Below are 16,889 nucleotides of genomic sequence, written 5' to 3' on the forward strand. Positions count from 1 at the left end.
ATCATGCCGGGCACCACCGACACCGCGCACTCACACCGAGTCAGCCGTGCAGTGTCACCTCGCGGCGCTCCGGCAGCACGATGGGGTGCGAGCCCGCCATGACCTCGAGCACGCGGATCACCTGGCAGGAGTATCCGTACTCGTTGTCGTACCAGACGTACAGCACCACGTCACGGTCGTTCGCGATGGTCGCGAGACCGTCGACGATGCCGGCCCGGTGTGAGCCGACGAAGTCGGTCGAGACGACCTCGGGGCTCTCGACGTAGTCAACCTGCTGGCGCAGCTTCGAGTGCAGGGAGACACGGCGCAGGTAGTCGTTCAACTCGTCCTTGACGGCGGGGCGCTCGAGAGTCAGGTGCAGCACGGCCAGAGAGACGTCCGGCGTCGGCACGCGGATCGCCGATCCGGTGAGTTTGCCCTCGAGTTCGGGCAGCGCTCGCGCGACGGCCTTCGCCGCACCCGTCTCGGTGATCACCATGTTGAGCACGGCCGAGCGCCCGCGACGATCGCCGCTGTGGAAGTTGTCGATCAGGTTCTGATCGTTGGTGAACGAGTGCACGGTCTCGACGTGGCCGCGAGAGATGCCGTAGGCCTCGTCGACCGCCTTGAGCACGGGAGTGATGGCGTTCGTCGTGCAGGACGCTGCGGTGATGATCCGATCGTCGGGCTCGATCGTGTCGTCGTTGATGCCGTGCACGATGTTCTTCAACGCGCCCTTGCCGGGTGCGGTGAGCAGCACGCGCGCGACGCCCTCCGAGTCCAGGTGCCGGCTGAGTCCGGCGTCGTCGCGCCAGCGCCCCGTGTTGTCGACGACGATCGCGTCGTGGATGTCGTAGGCGGTGTAGTCGATCGTGGAGGGGTCGTCGGAGTAGATCACCTGGATGCGGGTGCCGTTCGCGATGATCTGCTCGGCCTCTTCATCGACGGTGACCGAACCGGCGAAACGCCCGTGCACCGAGTCGCGCAGCAGCAGCGATGCGCGCTTGACGAGATCGTTCTCGGAGCCGCGGCGCACGACGATCGCCCGGAGACGCAGACCGCTGCCCCCGCCCGTGTGCGCGATGAGGATACGCGCCAGCAGTCGCCCGATGCGTCCGAAACCGTAGAGCACGACGTCGGTCGGGGCGGCGGCGAGCGCTCCGACCGCCGGCGCGAGCGCCTCGGCCAGATAGGCGTCGAGAGGCAGCTCGCTGTCGGCGTGACCGGAGGCGAGGCGCGCGAGGTCGAGCGAGGACGCACCGGGACCGAGGTCGTGGACGCCCTCGAGCACGGCCAGGGTCTCATCCAGCGCGAGGCGTTCGTGGCCGAGCTGTGCGACCCTGTCGTGCACCTCGACGATGCCCGTGGCCGAGAGGCCGAGAAGCCGGTGCCCGTGGAGGGACGTGACGACATCGCGTTCGCGCTTGAGTGCTCCGATGAGCGGGATCATCCGCTCGGCCAGCTCTTCCCTCGCCGTCCAGTCGTCGTGGGGTGCGGCGGTTACGTTCATCTGCGTCCTTGCATGTGTGAGCGCGCCGAGGTCGCCGGCGCGCGAGATTGCCGGGTGAGCTTCGGGGGATGTCTCCAGGGTACGCGCCGCGCGCGGGGGTTCTGAAATCGCCGCAGCGACGACGACGTCAGAACCCCAGGCACATGACGCAGACCCCGGCCGCCATCGCCCACGACTCGGTCGTGAGCAGGCGCGCGGTGCGCCCCTGGTGCACGGGAGCGAGCACCCACTCGGCGACCACCGTCCAGAGCACGACCCCGATGACCCCCGCGACGACGAGCACCGAGAGCAGCCCGTCGAGCCCGTGCCCGCCGTGACCGCCCGTCTCGACCGGAGCCTGGCCTGTCGACAGGCTCTCGAACGAGCAGATCGCCATGACGAGGGAGACCAGGGCGCGGTGGCAGCAGGTGGCTGCCGCGGGTGTGCCGCGTACGCCTGCGGTGCCGAGCATCGCTGAGACGAGCAGCACGAGTGCGACCGTCAGCCCGACCACCGGTTCGCCGTCACTCACCGCGACGACGATCATCGCGCCGGCCATGATCAAGGCGGTCTGCCTCCCCTGCCACGGCACGGCACGCCAGGCGGCGATGCATGCCGCAGCCGAGACGACCGCGGCGAGCGCCATCAGCCACGGTGCTGCGGGGAGGAGGTGATCCACACCCGCATCATATTGATCATCCGCTCAAAATAGCGAGACCCGAGACGGATGCACCAGGATGGGCATGTGCCCCGTGTCGTGGATCACGATGAACGCCGCCGGCAGATCGCCGAGGCGCTGCTCGCCGTGGCCGCCCGCGACGGACACGAGGCGGTGTCGTCGCGCGCGGTGGCGAAGGAGCTGGGCGTCGCGACCGGCTCGCTCTGGCATTACTTCGACGGATTCGACGACGTCGTCCGCGCGGCGGCTGCGGAGATCACCCGACGCACGGACGACCGCATCCGGTCGGTGACCTCCGGGCTCCGCGGGCTGGCCAGACTGGACGCGTTGATGCGCGAGGTCCTTCCGGTCGACTCGGAGACCCGCACCGAGGCATACGTCGTCGTCGGATTCTGGGGCCGCCTCACCGCCCTCGCCTCCACCCCGGATGCCGGGTCGCCCACTCGTGCGACGTGGCAGGACGGCATCAGCGAGTCCCTCGACGAGGCGGTCGCCGACGGCGAGCTGTCCCCCGCGACGCCGAAGGAGGCGGTGATGTCACTGCTCCGTTCCATCACCTACGGGCAGCAGGTGCTGGAAGTCACCGAACCGCGCGGCGCGGACGCCCACCTCGCGGTGCTCGACAGCATCCTCGCGCCCTGGCGCTCCTGACCCGCCCGGTCTTCTCTCCCCGCACGACAGGACTCTTGTGCGCCTCGCCGCGCCGTCGTACCATCGACGCAATCCGTTTATTGAGCGATCGCTCGAAATAGTGAGGTACGCCGATGTCCCACCCCCAGCCCGTCTCCCTCGACAGGATCGCCGCGCCGCACCCGCTCGACCCTCTCACCGGCGCCGAGATCGCAGCGGCGCGTGCCGTGCTCGAATCGGCGGGACTTCTCGGTGAGACGGTCCGCGTGCCGATGCTGCTGCCCGACGAGCCCACCAAGCAGGAGCTCGCCGCATGGGCGCCGGGCCTGCCCATCGACCGTCGCATCGACGCCACGCTGCTCGACACGGCGACGGGCGTCGCCAGCGAGGTCGTCGTCTCGATCACCCGCGGCGAGGTGCTGCGCGCCGAGCGAGTGCCCAACGATGCACCGCCCTACGGCCAGCCCCAGTACCTCTTCGAGGAGTACGAACGCGCCGAGGCGGTCGCGAAGGCGTCCCCGGAGTGGCAGGCGGCGATGACGCGTCGAGGACTCGCCGAGCACATGGCCCTCGCCTTCTGCGGACCGCTCGCGCCCGGCTACACCGGCCGCGCGGATGAAGTGGGCCGCCGCGTCATCCGCTCTCTCACATTCCTCAAGTACGACGAGGACGACTCCCCCTGGGCGCACCCGGTCGAGGGATTGGTGGTGCACATCGACCTCACGACGAACAGCGTGATCCGCATCGACGATGAGGGCGACGTGCCGGTGCCGGCGGGCCACGGCAACTACTACCCCGAGGTGCAGGGCGACGCGCGCACCTCGCTCAAGCCGATCGAGATCACGCAGCCGGAAGGCCCCAGCTTCGCGGTGAGCGGTTCACTCGTCGAGTGGGAGAACTGGTCGATGCGGGTCGGCTTCAACGCCCGCGAGGGGCTCGTGTTGCATGATGTCACGTTCGACGGACGCTCGGTGCTCAGTCGAGCGAGCGTGCCCGAGATGGTGGTGCCCTACGGTGACACCGCACCCGGGCGCTTCTGGATCAGCTACTTCGACGCCGGCGAGTACCTGCTCGGCAAGAACGCGAACCACCTCGAGCTCGGCTGCGACTGCCTGGGCGTGATCCGCTACCTCGACGGCTATGTCGCCGACGACCACGGCCACCCCGTGCGCATCCCGAACGTGGTGTGCATGCACGAGGAGGACTACGGCATCCTCTGGAAGCACACCGACCTCGCCGGCCGCTCGGACGTGCGCCGCTCCCGCCGCTTCGTGGTGTCGTACTTCTCGACCATCGGCAACTACGACTACGGGTTCTACTGGCACTTCTACCTCGACGGCTCGATCGAGGTCGTGGCCAAGGCGACAGGGATCGTGTTCGCGGGCGCCGGAGAACCGGGGGTGCGACAGCAGCACGCCACCGAGCTGGCGCCGGGCGTCTTCGCTCCGGTGCATCAGCACCTGTTCTGCGCGCGGCTCGACGTCGCCATCGACGGCGAGTCGAACCGCCTGGTCGAGATCGACGCGCAGCGCATCCCGATGGGCCCGGACAACCCGTTCGGCAATGCCTTCACCTGGTCGGAGACGCCGCTGCTCTCCGAGAGCGAGGCGCAGCGTGAGGCGGACACGTCGGTCGCGCGCGCCTGGGAGGTGCAGAGCACCACTCGGATGAACCACGTCGGCCGCCCGACCGCGTATCACCTGATCCCGGAGCCCACCGCTCTGCTGATGGCCGACCCGGCCTCCTCCGTGGCCGCTCGTGCGGCGTTCGCGACCAAGCATCTCTGGGCCACCCGCCATGAGCAGCATCAGATCTGGCCCGCCGGCCGGTATCCGAATGCGCACCAGGGAGGCGCCGGCCTGCCGGAGTACTCGGCCGGCGACCGCTCACTCGACGGCGAGGACATCGTGCTGTGGCACACGTTCGGCCTCACGCACTTCCCGCGCCCCGAGGACTGGCCGATCATGCCCGTCGACTATGCCGGATTCTGGTTCAAGCCGAACGGCTTCCTCGATCAGAACCCGGCGCTGGATGTTCCCGAGTCGTCTCAGGCACACGTCACGGCGGACGCCGGCTGCTGCGGAGGCGGCGAGGGCTGCAGCTGCTCCCACTGAGCCTCGGCGGCGGCCTCGGCGGCCAGCGCCGCGTCGTCGTCGGGAAGACCCTGGCGGAAGCAGGCCGCGAAGGTTCCCCTCATGACAGTGCGGCGATCGCGACGCGGAGAACGCCGTCGGCCTCGTCGAGGGCACGGGCCGAGGCTTCCGGCGACGCGCCCGTGGCGATCATCAGGATGGCGAGCTTGACCGATCCGCCGGCGGCATCGAGCGCGGCAGCGGAGTCCTCCACGCCCGCGCCGGTCAGCTCGGTGACGGTGCGGATCGAGCGCGCACGCAGCTTCTCGTTGGTCGCCTGCAGGTCGACCATGACACCGTGATAGGTCTTGCCGAGCTTGATCATCGACAACGTCGTGAGCATGTTGACGACGAGCTTCTGGGCCGTTCCCGACTTCAGGCGCGTGGACCCCGAGATGAACTCCGGCCCCGTGACCACCTCGATCGCGATCTCGGCGACCGCTCCGATCTCGGATGCCGGGTTCGAGGCGATCGCCACGGTGAGGGCGCCCAATCCCCGAGCGAACTCCAGACCGCCGACGACATAGGGGGTGCGACCCGACGCCGAGATCCCGACGACGGCATCGCGATCGGTGAGCCCGAGCTCGCGCAGCGAGTCCGCTGCCGCCGCGTCATCGTCTTCGGCGTTCTCGACCGCAGACCGGATCGCCGTCTCACCGCCGGCGATCAGCCCCACGACCATGGCCGGGTCGGTGCCGAAGGTGGGTGGGCACTCACTGGCGTCGAGAACACCGACGCGGCCTGCGGTGCCCGCCCCGAGGTAGATCAGGCGCCCGCCGGCTCGGAACCGCTCGGTGATCGCGTCGACGGCCGCCGCGATCTCCGCACTCCGCTCGCCGACGGCTGCGGGAACGCCGTGGTCCTCGGCGTTCATGCGCCGCACGAGCTCGGCCGTCTCGAGCAGATCGAGGTCGCCGCGCTCGGTGCTCGACGCCTCGGTCCCGAGCGACGAGAGGACGTCGAGGAGTGCGGTCAGTCTGGCGTGTTCATTCGGCACGATGCACGAACCTTTCGTGGGGAAGATCAGCGCGCTCTGCGAGCAGGAGCGCTCCGTCGAGGGCGTCGCCGGAGGAGACGACGACCGTGCGGCCAGCGGCGCCGAGGGACTGAGCGAGCGACGAGCGGAACCAGGCGTGGTCGGTCAGCCCGCCGTGCAGCGCGACCTCGCGGCTGTTCGACGATGCCGTGACGGCAGACGTGACGGATGCCGCGACGGCCGACGCGACGAGCAGGCGGACGCCCTCCGCGGCGATGCCCTCTGCCACGGCGTCGCCCGCCTCGGCGGCGTCAAGGACGAGCGGTGCCAGAGTCGCGAGGCGGCGCGGCACGGGGCCGTCCATCGAGATCCAGGCGGGAACCGCCGCGGGCTCGCCGACCGTCGTCTCGACCGCATCGGTGAGTGTCGTGCCGGGGCCGAGGCCCGCAGAGGCGCGCAGGACGGCGCGCAGCGCCTCTCGACCGAACCAGGATCCGCTGCCGAAGTCACCCAGCTCCGGCCCCCACCCGTCGACGAGCCTGGCCGTCTCGCCGTCGACGCCGAGCGCTGCGGCACCGGTTCCCGCGATCAGCAGCACCCCCGCCCCGCCCCCGAGTGCACCGGCATGAGCGGATACGACATCAGAGGTCACCGCGGCGGGCACGCGGAACGCATCGGCCAGCTCGCGGGCGAGCTCGTCTGCGGCCTCGGGGGCGGCCCACGCGCCCGCGGCGCCCACCGAGACGGCCGAGATCGGAGCGTCGAGATGGTGCCTCAACGGCAGGATCGCGGCGAGCGCCGCGGCGACACCGCCCTCGGCCGCGAGACCGGGCGCACCGACCCCGTCGTACACGGGCCGTCGGGGCTCTCGTCGCTCGCCCGCGACGTCGGAGACCACGACCCTGCAGCGCGACTTGCCGAGGTCGACGGCGACGAGGGCGCGCGGAGAAGACATGGAAATAGTCTACGCATCAGCGGCACTGCATGAAAGAATTGTTCACAAGCCCGATACCCGCCTCTGCTGCAGGAGAGCCATGAGCATCCAGACGACGATCGCCTCGGCCGCCGAGAAGCTGCCGCCGTCGCTCGCGCGCATCGCTCGGACGATCGCCGACGACCCCACCATCGTGGTCGACAGCACGATCACCGAGATCGCGGCGAGGTGCGACACCTCCGTCGCCTCGGTCGTCCGCTTCTGCCGCGCGATCGGCGTGAACGGGTATGCCGCGCTGCGGATGGCTTTGGCCACCGAACTGGGTCGCGAGTCGGTGCAGTTCCCGGCAGCAGCGGGTTTCGGCTCCGAGATCTCCGCTGCCGACACCCTGCGGGAGGCGACGGCGAAGGTCGCCGCCCTCGAACTGTTGGCCATCGAGGAGACAGTCGCGAACCTCGACTACGACGACCTCGCTGCCGCAGTCGAGGCGATCGACGACGCCGACCGCATCCTGCTGTTCGGAATCGGTGCGAGCGGACAGGCCGCAGCGGATCTCGGCCGCAAGCTCCTCCGCATCGGGCACGCGGCGATCGTGCTCACCGACGCCCACGAGGCGAGCGCTGCGGCAGCACTCGGAGCGCGGAAGACCGTGGCCATCGGATTCTCGCACTCAGGAACGACCCGCGAGACCGTGTACTTCCTGCAGACGGCGCGGGCTGCATCCGCCGTCACGATCGGCGTCACGGGCGCACCCGCATCCCCGCTCGCCGAGCACTGCGACCACGCCCTGCTCGCGCGGGCTCGCGAGCCCCGCCTCCGCGCCGGCGCCATGGTCAGCCGGATCGCGCAGCTCGCACTCGTCGACTGCGTCTTCGTCGGCGTCGCCCAGCGCCGGCACGCGCACACCGTCCACGCGCTGCAGCGCACAGCGGATGCCACGCAGCCGCTGCGCTGAGGCCAGATGATCAGGCCGGCGCCGAACCGGGCCGGCGCCCCTCGTGCGCGGATCCCGCAGGCTGCGCCGCTCCCCCGGGCTGCGCCGGTCCCGCCGGGTGCACCGATCCCGCGGTCCGCAGGAAGACGATGATCCAGCTGAAGATCAGCACGGCCGCGATCAGCTCGACCGCCGTGAGGTTGTAGTAGCCGACCGCGAAGAAGACAGCGAGCAGCACGATCACGAGCACGTAGGTCCACCCGAGCGCGACGAACACCCGCGGGACCGTGCGCACGAACCAGGGCAGTCCCACGACGATCACCGCGAACGCGACGGTCATCCCGGTCGCGACCGTGTTGTGCAGGAGGAAGAACTCGTCGACCGGGAAGATCCCGACGCACGCGAGGAAGATCCCGATCAGGATCAGCCCGCCTCGCACCACGCGCCGTCCGCGACGATCGACGTGGTCGTCGACCGGCAGGCCGGCGGTGGCGTAGCGAGCGATCGTCGTCACCAGGACCCCCGCGATGATCAAGGTGGCGTTGAAGGCTACCGACGCGCTGTTGCTGCTCATCCCGAGTGCCGACAGGTTGTCCTGCCACCAGTGCACATCGCTGGAGGCGAGCATCGCCGCGAACGCTCCGATCACGAGGAAGACCGCCAGCACGAGGGAGAGCACCATCGGGGTGAGCGCCACCGCGCTGAGGAACGTCACGTACGCGGTGAGGGCGAACGCCACGGCGACCAGGATCGCTCCCGGGAACGCGAAGACCGGGGCATCCGTGAAGCTGCGGTCGAGCAGTTCGGCGATTCCGAGCCATCCGAGGTAGGCGATCGCCGCATGGGCGAAGGCGATGGCAGCGAGGTCGTACCAGCGCAGTCGATCCCCCGGCACGCTGAATCCGTCGCGGGTGCCGTCGGGGGCCGGTGTCACGGGTCGCACGACGAGGCGCCCGAGCGCGAACGCGAGAACGGCCGTGATCGCGCCGCCGTAGGCCGCGAAGGCGCCGATCGAACCGCTGCCGCTGATCGCCATCTCGTGGCCCCAGAAGACGGGCCAGCCGATCGCGAAGCCGAGCGCGAAGAACGCCGCCCCGACGATGAGCGCGGTCGCCTCGAAGACCGCATCCGCTGTGTCGGGTCCGCGCAGCTGACGCAGGACCTGCATGACCTTCTCACCGAGATATCGCATCGCTGGCCTCCGCCCCACATCATAGAAGCCTCGCTCTTCGGACCGCCCCGGTGATACCATCTCGGCACGGATCGTATACAACGTCGTCGTTCCACCACCCGAGGTGATCAGTCATGAACGGTGCACTCGCCGCCCCCGCCGAATCGGTGTCGACGCTCGTCGCGCGCAACATCAGTGAGTTCCGGGCCGCCGTCTCGGAGTCCTTCGTGCCGCTCCAGGTGTCGACGGCCGGGCCCGACCACTTCCGCGGAATCATCCGCGGCGCCTCGGTCGACGAGGTGCACGTCAACGAGGTGCGGGCCACCTCGCACATCGTCGAGCGCACGCCCGAGCTCATCGCACGCGGCGACCGGTCGTACTTCAAGCTCAGCCTCATGCTCGCGGGCACCGGGATGCTGATCCAGGACGATCGGGAGGCCGTGCTCCAGGCCGGGGACCTCGCCGTCTACGACACCGACCGCCCATACTCCCTGGTCTTCGACGACGACTTCCGCACGATGGTCGTGATGTTCCCGAAGCACCTGATCAGCCTGCCCTCGGACATGATCGGCCAGCTCACCGCTGTGCGCATCTCGGGCCAGGGCGGCCTGGGCGGAATGGTGGTCCCGTATCTGACGCAGCTCGCCGGCAATCTCGATCAGCTCGCCGGCACGACCGGCGCGCGGCTGGCGCACAGTGCACTCGACCTCGTCACCACGGTGTTCACGCGCGAGCTCGGTCTCGACGAGGTGTCGGCCGACCCCCATCGCGCGCTCGTGCAGCGCATCCGCTCGTACATCGATCGCAACCTCGCCTCGACGGACCTCGGACCCGCAACCATCGCGTCGGCGCATTTCATCTCGACCCGTCATCTGCACGGCCTGTTCCAGGAGCAGGGCGTGACCGTCTCGACCTGGATCCGCACGCGTCGCCTCGAACAGTGCCGTCGCGATCTGCTCGACCCGATGCTCGCCGACCGCCCCGTCGCCGCGATCGCCGCGCGGTGGGGATTCGTGGACGCGGCGCACTTCAGCCGCGCATTCAAGTCGGCCTTCGGCATCTCCCCCAGCGAGTACCGCGCGGCCCACTGAGCGTCGTCGCGCCGCATCCCGACGCCGACTGTGCGCCGCGTCCTGACGTCGGCCGTGCGCCACGACCCGGGAGGCCGGCCGGGCCGTTCTTGCTCTGCAGGGCACGCCGGTTGACTGTCGGCGCGCGATGGCAGCGCATCTCTTGAGCGGATGCCGCGGCGAGCCGGAGCATGAGGCAAGCACACCGCGAGGATGCGGTGCCCGGAGCGAGGATGCTCCGCCGCATGCGACGTCAGGACTCCCATGACCGCCCCTGTCACGACCGATCCCGCACTCGATGAATGGCGCACCTACGACGAGTTCGCCGCCGGGATCGACACCTTCCGTCTGCCGAACACCTCGCTGTCGGGCACTGAGCTCACGCTCACGCTCGACGACGGTTCGACGCTGTCACTCGCGTTCGATTCGGTCGCTGTCACGTGGACGGGAATCGGAGGATCGGGCACCGACCCGTACGACGCCGTCGCGGTGCGCGACGATGTCGTCTTCGTGAACATCCCGCTCGAGAGCCGCGAACGAGAGGCGATCACCGTCGTCTACTCCACATCGACCCACCGCGCCACCGTCGTGCAGTCACGGATCGCGGCCGAGGCCGTGGAGGGCACACCGCAGGTGGGTCAGGACTTCTGGGCCGCGACGACCGATGGCGGCACCGCGACGGGCGAGGTCCCTGGGCCGAGCCGCGACCTCATCGGCAAGCGCAACGTCTACCGCTACAGCCCGCACCACCTCTACGAGCACGTCTACATCTCGAGTCAGCGCTATGCGTGGCAATGCCTCGAGGGCGTGCAGCGGGGCCACGGCGACATGGACCTGTCGACCGTGTGGAAGTTCGCCGACGGCCTGTACCTCTTCTGCTTCCGCGAATTCCGGATCGCCGTCGCGAGCGTCTGGCTGCACGACCTCGGATATCAGCTGATGACGACGGGGATCTTCGTCGGCCTCAACGGCGACGGCGACGCCGAGCACTCCCGCGGCGGCGGTCACATCTATCCGCTCGGTTCGGTCGACTATCCCGACGCCCAGCCCGTCTGAGCCCACCACGAGATCCCGGAGAGGACTCCCCATGAGCAACGCCGACATCATCGCAGAGCACTACGCGGCCAGCGACGCGGCGACCTCGACGGCATGCTGGCGCCGCTGGCCGACGATGTGAGCTGGACCGAGGCCGCCGGCTTCCCGTACGCCGGCACGTACATCGGGCCGGATGCGGTCGCCGCCGGCGTCTTCCAGCGGATCCAGGACGAGTGGGACGACTACACGGTCGCGATCGACGAGGTCGTCGACGGCGGAGACGTGGTCGTCGGCATCGGCACCTACTCGGGCACATACCGGGCGACCGGCCGCTTCTTCGCCGCGCGCGTCGCGCACGTCTGGCGCCTGGTCGATCACCGCGTCGTCGCCTTCGAGCAGTTCACCGACACCGAACTCGTCAACCGCGCGCTGCGCGACTGACCACAGCACGACAAGCACACGAGAGGCAGGAATCACATGAACAAGCGAGTATCCGGCGCTGCGGCACTCATCGCCGTGGTGACCCTCACCCTGGCCGGCTGCGCCGGCGGGGACGGCAGCGGTGGCGGTGACGGCGCCCCGATCGTCGTCGGCTCCGTGAACACGATCAGTGGACCGGCGACCTTCCCCGAGGCGTCGCAGGCGGCGGCTGCCGTGTTCGATGCCTTCAACGAGGCCGGTGGCCTCGACGGACGCACCATCGAGTACAAGACCCTCGACGACAAGGGCGATCCCGCCACCGCGACCGCCTCGGCACGCGAACTCGTCGGGAGCGACGAAGCGGTCGCTCTGGTCGGATCAGCGAGCCTGATCGAGTGCGAGATCAACGCGAAGTACTACGAGCAGGAAGACATCCTGTCTCTGCCGGGGATCGGAGTCGACACCGGCTGCTTCGCCAGCGACAACATCTCCCCCGCGAACGTCGGTCCGTTCAACGACATGACCCTCACACTGCAGTACGGCTCTGAAGTGCTGGGACTCGACGACATCTGCATCCTGTTGGAGATCGCGGGATCGACCCGCCCGACCTACCAGGCCGCGATCGACAAGTGGACCGAGATCACCGGCAAGGAGCCGAAGTACGTCGACGACACCGTGCCGTACGGCGCGTCCGACTACACGCCCTACATCGTCAAGGCCCGCGAGCAGGGGTGCAAGGCCCTCGCCATCAACCCCGTCGAACCCGATGCGATCGGTCAGGTCAAGGCCGCGAACGCGCAGGGCTGGGACGACGTGACGTGGCTCTACCTGACGAGCGTCTACAGCGAGAACTTCGCCGACGCGATCGATGACGCCGGCGCCGGGATCTACGTCCCCGCCGAGTTCTACCCGTTCACGGACGACAACGAGATCAACTCCGACTGGCGGGAGCTGATGGAGGCCAACGACATCCCTCTCACCTCGTTCAGCCAGGGTGGTTACCTCGCGGCGACCTACTTCATCGAGGTGCTCGAGGGCATCGACGGCGACATCACCCGCGAGACCGTCACCGAGGCGCTGCGGGGAATGGACCCCATCGAGAACCCCATGGTCGGAACGCCGTACGCCTTCGGGACGCAGAACACCGCAGGGTGGCCGATCATCCTCAAGTCCGGCACGAACGCCTGGGAGAAGGTCGCCGACGACTGGCTCCGTATCGGCGAGTAGCCGCCCCTCGCCTGCCGCCGAGCGCATTCTCGGCGGCAGGTTCTCCCCCTCACCAGAAAGGACGCCTCATGCTGCAAGGCGCCATCGCCGGTCTCGCCGCCGGCGGACTCTATGCGGTCCTCGGAGTGTGCCTGACCCTGATGTCCCGCCTCGTGCGGGTCGTCAACTTCGCCCAGGCGGCCACCGGGATGTTCGGCGCATTCAGCGCCGTGTGGTTCGTCAGCGAACTGGGACTGCCGATCTGGCTCGGCTCCGTGCTCGGCGTTCTCGTCGGCGGGGTGCTCTCAGCCGCCATCGGCTGGATCGCCGCGACCTGGCTCTCGGAGGCGTCCACCACCACCCGCTCGGCGATGACCGTGGGCCCTCTGCTCCTGCTCATCTCGATGTCGTTCATCCTCTTCGGCAACAAGCCGCAGCCGTTCACCCCGATCATCGCGGGCCCCGCCTTCTCGTTCGGGGGCGTCGTGATCAGTCAGGTGACCGTCGCCACGGTCGCCATGGCCGTCATCACGGCGATCGTGGTGCGGATCGTGCTGCGTCGGACACGGGTGGGCACGCAGCTGCGTGCGCTCTCCGAGCGCCCCACCACCGCCGAGCTGCTCGGCATTCGATCTCGACCGCTCTCGATCGCCGTGTGGTTCGTCACCGGAGTGATCAGCGCGATCGCGATCATGATCGTGGCGCCGTCGCAGTCGAACGACGCGACCAGTCTCGCGATGCTCATCGTGCCCGCCGCAGCCGCCGCGCTGCTCGGCGGCTTCCGCCGACTCGACCTCGCCGTCGTCGGCGGCGTCGTGCTGGGCGTTCTGGGCGGGCTCGTCGCCCAGATCGACGAGGTCGCCCTCGTGCGCAACTTCCTCCCGTTCCTGTTCATCGTCGTCCTGCTCCTTTGGACGCAGCGCAAGGAGGTGTGGGATGCCGCTCGCTGACCGTCCCTGGTTCCGTCTGTCCTGGCCCGTCGCCGTGGCCGCCGCCGCGGTCGGAGTGGGCGCTCTTCTGAGCGCGGCGCTCCCGGGGTACTTCGTGTTCCTCGCGATCAGCGCGGTCGTCGCGGCCATCGCGATCCTCGGTCTCGGGATCGTCACCGGCTCCGCCGGCATGATCGCGCTGTGCCAGCTCACGTTCGCCGCGGTCGGCGCGTGGATCGTGTCGCTGCTCAACGTCATGCAGGCGCCGGGCGGCTTCATCGTCTGGCTCATCCTCGGAGGCATCGCGGCCGGTCTCGTCGGCGTCCTCGTCGGGCTTCCGGCGCTGCGGCTGCGCGGGGTGAACCTCGCCGTCGTCACGCTCGGCTTCGCTGCCGCAGCGGATGTCACCCTCGTGCAGATCCAGTTCCCCGGTTCGGCAGACGGCACCGCTGTGGAGCGCCCGACCCTGTTCTCGAACGATCGGGAGTTCTTCTTCCTCTCGGTCGTGGTGCTCGCCGTCTGCGCCCTGGGGGTCTTCTTCCTGCAGCGCGGTCGGTGGGGGTCGAGCTGGAAGGCGGTCGCCTTCTCGGAACGCGGCACCGCGGCGGCAGGACAGAGCGTGCAGAGCGCCAAGCTCACCGCGTTCGCCGTCTCGGCCGCACTCGGAGGCATCGCGGGAGGACTGCTCGCCGGCCAGGTGCAGCTCCCCTTCGCATCGAGCTTCACTCCGCTGCAGTCGCTCGCCCTCTACGTCCTCGCCGTCATGTCGGGGGCGCATCTGATCGACATGGCGATCCTCGGCGGCATCCTGTGGGTGCTCGTGCCCGAGCTGCTGAAGCGCTGGGGCGTGCCCCAGGACTGGGCCTTCGTGGTCTTCGGCGTGCTCGGCGTGCAGGCGCTGACCAGCGGCACAAATCTCGGCCAGGGGATCCGCGATCTGATCTGGAAGCGCGCCGATCGCAAGACCGCATCCGCATCGCTGACGGCGCTGCCTCCCGATGCCGACGCAGAGGATACGGCGATCACGACCACGACCACCGCGACCGTCGACGAGCGCGCGCTCGACGGCGCACCCGTGCTGAGGGTCGACGGGCTCACCGTGCAGTTCGGTGCGCTCAAGGCCCTGGACGACGTGTCGCTCGAGGTCCCGGCTGCATCGATCATGGGCCTCATCGGGCCGAACGGAGCAGGCAAGTCGACCTTCGTCGACGCCATCAGCGGCTTCCTGCCGAAGCACGGCGGACGCGTGCTGCTCGGTGATCGCGATCTCGCCGGGCTCTCTCCGACGCGACGCGCTCGGCTCGGCCTGCGCAGGACCTTCCAGCAGGACAGAGTGCCGCCGTCGCTCACGGTCGGCTCGTACGTGAGGTTCGTGGCGCGGCGTCGACTCGCGGCGTCCGACATTGACGAGGTTCTGCAGTTCTTCGGCTGCCCGCCTGCGCGTGCACGCCTGTCGAGCGTCGACGTCGGCACCCGGCGGCTCGTCGAGGTGGCGGCGAACGTGATCTCGCGCCCGCGGCTGCTGATCCTCGACGAGCCCGCGGCTGGCCTGTCGCACGACGAGCACCTCGCTCTCGCCGCGCGACTGCGCGAGCTGCCCGCACGCTACGGCGTGGCGCTCATCATCATCGAGCACGACCTCGACCTCGTGCGCTCGGTGTGCCCGACGCTCACCGTGCTCGACTTCGGCCGGGTGCTCGCGAGCGGACCGCAGGCCGAGGTGCTCGCGAACCCGGAGGTCGTGAAGGCGTACATGGGAGAGACGGAGCTGTTGAAGTGAGCGAACTGGTGCTGGACGGGGTGACGGTCAGCCGGGGCGCGGGCCCCGTGATCTCGGATGTGTCGCTGACGGTGCGCGGTGGCGAGGTGCTCGCGCTCGTCGGCCCGAACGGTGCGGGCAAGACGAGCCTGATCGAATCGGTGTCGGGAGTGACCCCGCACTCTGCGGGATCGCTGCTGCTCGACGGCGAGCCGCTCGACAAGCTGTCCCGGGTGTCGAGGGCACGTCGAGGCATCGTGCACATCGAGCAGGGGCGAGCCGTGTTCCCGTCGCTCACCGTGCGCGAGAACATCTCGCTGACCGCGCGGACGCCGGCGGAGCAGGATGCCGCACTGGCGCAGTTCCCCGAGCTCGAGAAGCGCATCGACTCGCCCACAGCGCTGCTGTCGGGTGGCGAGCAGCAGATGGTCGTGCTGGCTCGTGCCTTCGCCGCGAAGCCGCGCATCCTGCTGATCGACGAGATGTCGCTCGGACTCGCGCCGGTGGTGTTCATGCGCCTGATGCCGATCGTGCAGTCGATCGCCGAGTCCGGCGTCGGGGTGCTGCTCGTGGAGCAGTTCACGCAGCTCGCTCTCGGACTGGCGCGCGAGGCCGTGGTGGTCGCCGGAGGCCGCGTCTCGTTCCAGGGCACCGCTGAGGCGTTGAAGGAGGACTCGCAGCTGCTGCACCGTGCATACCTCGGCGGGTGATGGATGCTGCCGCAGTAGCCTGAGGGGATGACCGAGACGATCACCGCCCGCGCCGCCCTGCTCGACATGGACGGCACTCTCGTCGACTCGACAGCCGTCGTGGAGCGGCTGTGGCTGGCCTGGGCCGAGCCCCACGGCATCGCCCCCGAAGCCGTCTTGAGCGTCGTGCACGGTCGGCAGGGGCATCAGAGCATGGCGATCATGCTGCCGGAGCGCGACCACGAGATCAACATCCGCGAGAACGCCGTGATGCTCGCGAACGAGAGCGAGGACGTCGAGGGTGTCATCCCGATCGAAGGCGCGGATGCGCTGCTCGCATCCCTCCTCCCCTACCCGCATGCGATCGTGACCTCCGCTGACGTCACGCTGATGAACGCGCGCATGGCACAGGCGGGTTTGACCGTGCCTGCGTTGACAGTGACTGCTGAGAGCGTTTCGGCGTCGAAGCCCGATCCCGAGGGGTTCCTGTTGGGCGCGCAGCTGCTCGGCGTGGACCCTGCCGACTGTGTGGTGTTCGAGGACTCGGGGGCCGGCATCCAGGCAGCGCACTCTGCGGGGATGCGCGTGATCGGAGTGGGTCCGCACGCCATCGCCCATGAGCCGACCTTCCACGTCGACGACCTGACTCAGATCACGGTCGTACCGGGTGACGCCGGGTTCGAGCTCGTCATCCGGTGACGCGGCGGTGCCTGTGACCCGGTGATCCGGTGAGCCGGTGAGCCGGTGAGCCGGTGAGCCGGTGAGCCGGTGCTCGGGCGGTGCCTTGCTTCTGCACCGCCGCTGTCCGGCGATTCCTTGCTTCGATGATGCCGGACCTTCGGTGGCTCGCCGGTTAG

General features: G+C 69.3%; 16 protein-coding genes. 11 read left to right on the forward strand and 5 right to left on the reverse strand.

Annotation, left to right across the window (positions count from 1 at the left end; all coding sequences use genetic code 11):
- Positions 1-40 precede the first annotated feature (40 nt).
- Both AB0N61_RS09335 and AB0N61_RS09340 read right to left on the reverse strand, forming a co-directional pair.
- Entirely contained in the window at positions 41-1,489 is a 1,449-nt protein-coding gene (locus AB0N61_RS09335) for a glyceraldehyde-3-phosphate dehydrogenase (RefSeq protein ID WP_363363406.1), read from the reverse strand.
- Between the two features lie 127 nt (positions 1,490-1,616).
- Positions 1,617-2,147: a hypothetical protein gene (locus AB0N61_RS09340; protein ID WP_363363408.1), complete on the reverse strand. Its 531-nt coding sequence runs from the start codon at positions 2,145-2,147 to the stop codon at positions 1,617-1,619.
- 66 nt (positions 2,148-2,213) lie between these two features.
- On the opposite strand from AB0N61_RS09340, the gene AB0N61_RS09345 reads away from it, so the two are divergent.
- Positions 2,214-2,798 (forward strand): TetR/AcrR family transcriptional regulator, encoded by a 585-nt coding sequence (locus AB0N61_RS09345; protein ID WP_167946381.1) that lies wholly within the window; start codon positions 2,214-2,216, stop codon positions 2,796-2,798.
- 113 nt (positions 2,799-2,911) lie between these two features.
- Positions 2,912-4,891 carry a primary-amine oxidase gene (locus tag AB0N61_RS09350; protein WP_363363410.1) on the forward strand — a complete coding sequence of 660 codons (1,980 nt, stop codon included), beginning with the start codon at positions 2,912-2,914 and terminating at the stop codon, positions 4,889-4,891.
- A 79-nt stretch (positions 4,892-4,970) separates the two neighbouring features.
- On the opposite strand, the gene murQ is transcribed toward AB0N61_RS09350, so the two are convergent.
- Positions 4,971-5,906, reverse strand: a complete 936-nt coding sequence (murQ, locus tag AB0N61_RS09355; RefSeq protein ID WP_363363412.1) for an N-acetylmuramic acid 6-phosphate etherase — start codon at positions 5,904-5,906, stop codon at positions 4,971-4,973.
- Positions 5,896-6,840: a BadF/BadG/BcrA/BcrD ATPase family protein gene (locus tag AB0N61_RS09360; protein ID WP_363363413.1), complete on the reverse strand. Its 945-nt coding sequence runs from the start codon at positions 6,838-6,840 to the stop codon at positions 5,896-5,898. The genes murQ and AB0N61_RS09360 overlap by 11 nt, the downstream gene beginning before the upstream one ends.
- A gap of 79 nt (positions 6,841-6,919) precedes the next feature.
- Between AB0N61_RS09360 and AB0N61_RS09365 the strand changes: the two genes are divergently transcribed.
- Positions 6,920-7,774 carry a MurR/RpiR family transcriptional regulator gene (locus AB0N61_RS09365; protein ID WP_363363415.1) on the forward strand — a complete coding sequence of 285 codons (855 nt, stop codon included), beginning with the start codon at positions 6,920-6,922 and terminating at the stop codon, positions 7,772-7,774.
- Positions 7,775-7,784: 10 nt separating this feature from the next.
- On the opposite strand, the gene AB0N61_RS09370 is transcribed toward AB0N61_RS09365, so the two are convergent.
- Positions 7,785-8,945, reverse strand: a complete 1,161-nt coding sequence (locus AB0N61_RS09370) for a DUF998 domain-containing protein (RefSeq protein WP_363363416.1) — start codon at positions 8,943-8,945, stop codon at positions 7,785-7,787.
- 113 nt (positions 8,946-9,058) lie between these two features.
- On the opposite strand from AB0N61_RS09370, the gene AB0N61_RS09375 reads away from it, so the two are divergent.
- The 8 genes from AB0N61_RS09375 (at position 9,059) to AB0N61_RS09410 (ending at position 16,731) form a co-directional block, all read left to right on the forward strand.
- A complete protein-coding gene (locus AB0N61_RS09375) occupies positions 9,059-10,015 on the forward strand; it encodes a helix-turn-helix domain-containing protein (protein WP_363363418.1) in 957 nt (318 codons plus the stop codon).
- A gap of 243 nt (positions 10,016-10,258) precedes the next feature.
- Positions 10,259-11,050, forward strand: a complete 792-nt coding sequence (locus tag AB0N61_RS09380; protein WP_363363420.1) for a MoaF C-terminal domain-containing protein — start codon at positions 10,259-10,261, stop codon at positions 11,048-11,050.
- Positions 11,051-11,143: 93 nt separating this feature from the next.
- On the forward strand, positions 11,144-11,470 hold the full coding sequence (locus tag AB0N61_RS09385; RefSeq protein WP_363363422.1) for a nuclear transport factor 2 family protein: 327 nt from the start codon (positions 11,144-11,146) through the stop codon (positions 11,468-11,470).
- A 36-nt stretch (positions 11,471-11,506) separates the two neighbouring features.
- Positions 11,507-12,676: an ABC transporter substrate-binding protein gene (locus tag AB0N61_RS09390; protein ID WP_363363423.1), complete on the forward strand. Its 1,170-nt coding sequence runs from the start codon at positions 11,507-11,509 to the stop codon at positions 12,674-12,676.
- A gap of 68 nt (positions 12,677-12,744) precedes the next feature.
- Positions 12,745-13,605: a branched-chain amino acid ABC transporter permease gene (locus AB0N61_RS09395; RefSeq protein WP_363363424.1), complete on the forward strand. Its 861-nt coding sequence runs from the start codon at positions 12,745-12,747 to the stop codon at positions 13,603-13,605.
- Complete coding sequence (locus AB0N61_RS09400; protein ID WP_363363426.1) at positions 13,592-15,364, forward strand: ATP-binding cassette domain-containing protein; 1,773 nt, start codon at positions 13,592-13,594, stop codon at positions 15,362-15,364. The genes AB0N61_RS09395 and AB0N61_RS09400 overlap by 14 nt, the downstream gene beginning before the upstream one ends.
- A complete protein-coding gene (locus tag AB0N61_RS09405; RefSeq protein ID WP_363363427.1) occupies positions 15,361-16,053 on the forward strand; it encodes an ATP-binding cassette domain-containing protein in 693 nt (230 codons plus the stop codon). Before AB0N61_RS09400 ends, AB0N61_RS09405 begins: the two co-directional genes overlap by 4 nt.
- 27 nt (positions 16,054-16,080) lie before the next feature.
- Positions 16,081-16,731 (forward strand): HAD-IA family hydrolase, encoded by a 651-nt coding sequence (locus AB0N61_RS09410; RefSeq protein WP_363363429.1) that lies wholly within the window; start codon positions 16,081-16,083, stop codon positions 16,729-16,731.
- The last annotated feature ends 158 nt before the right edge of the window (positions 16,732-16,889 follow it).

Source organism: Microbacterium sp. NPDC089320 (genome assembly GCF_040684875.1).
Classification (GTDB): Bacteria; Actinomycetota; Actinomycetes; order Actinomycetales; family Microbacteriaceae; genus Microbacterium.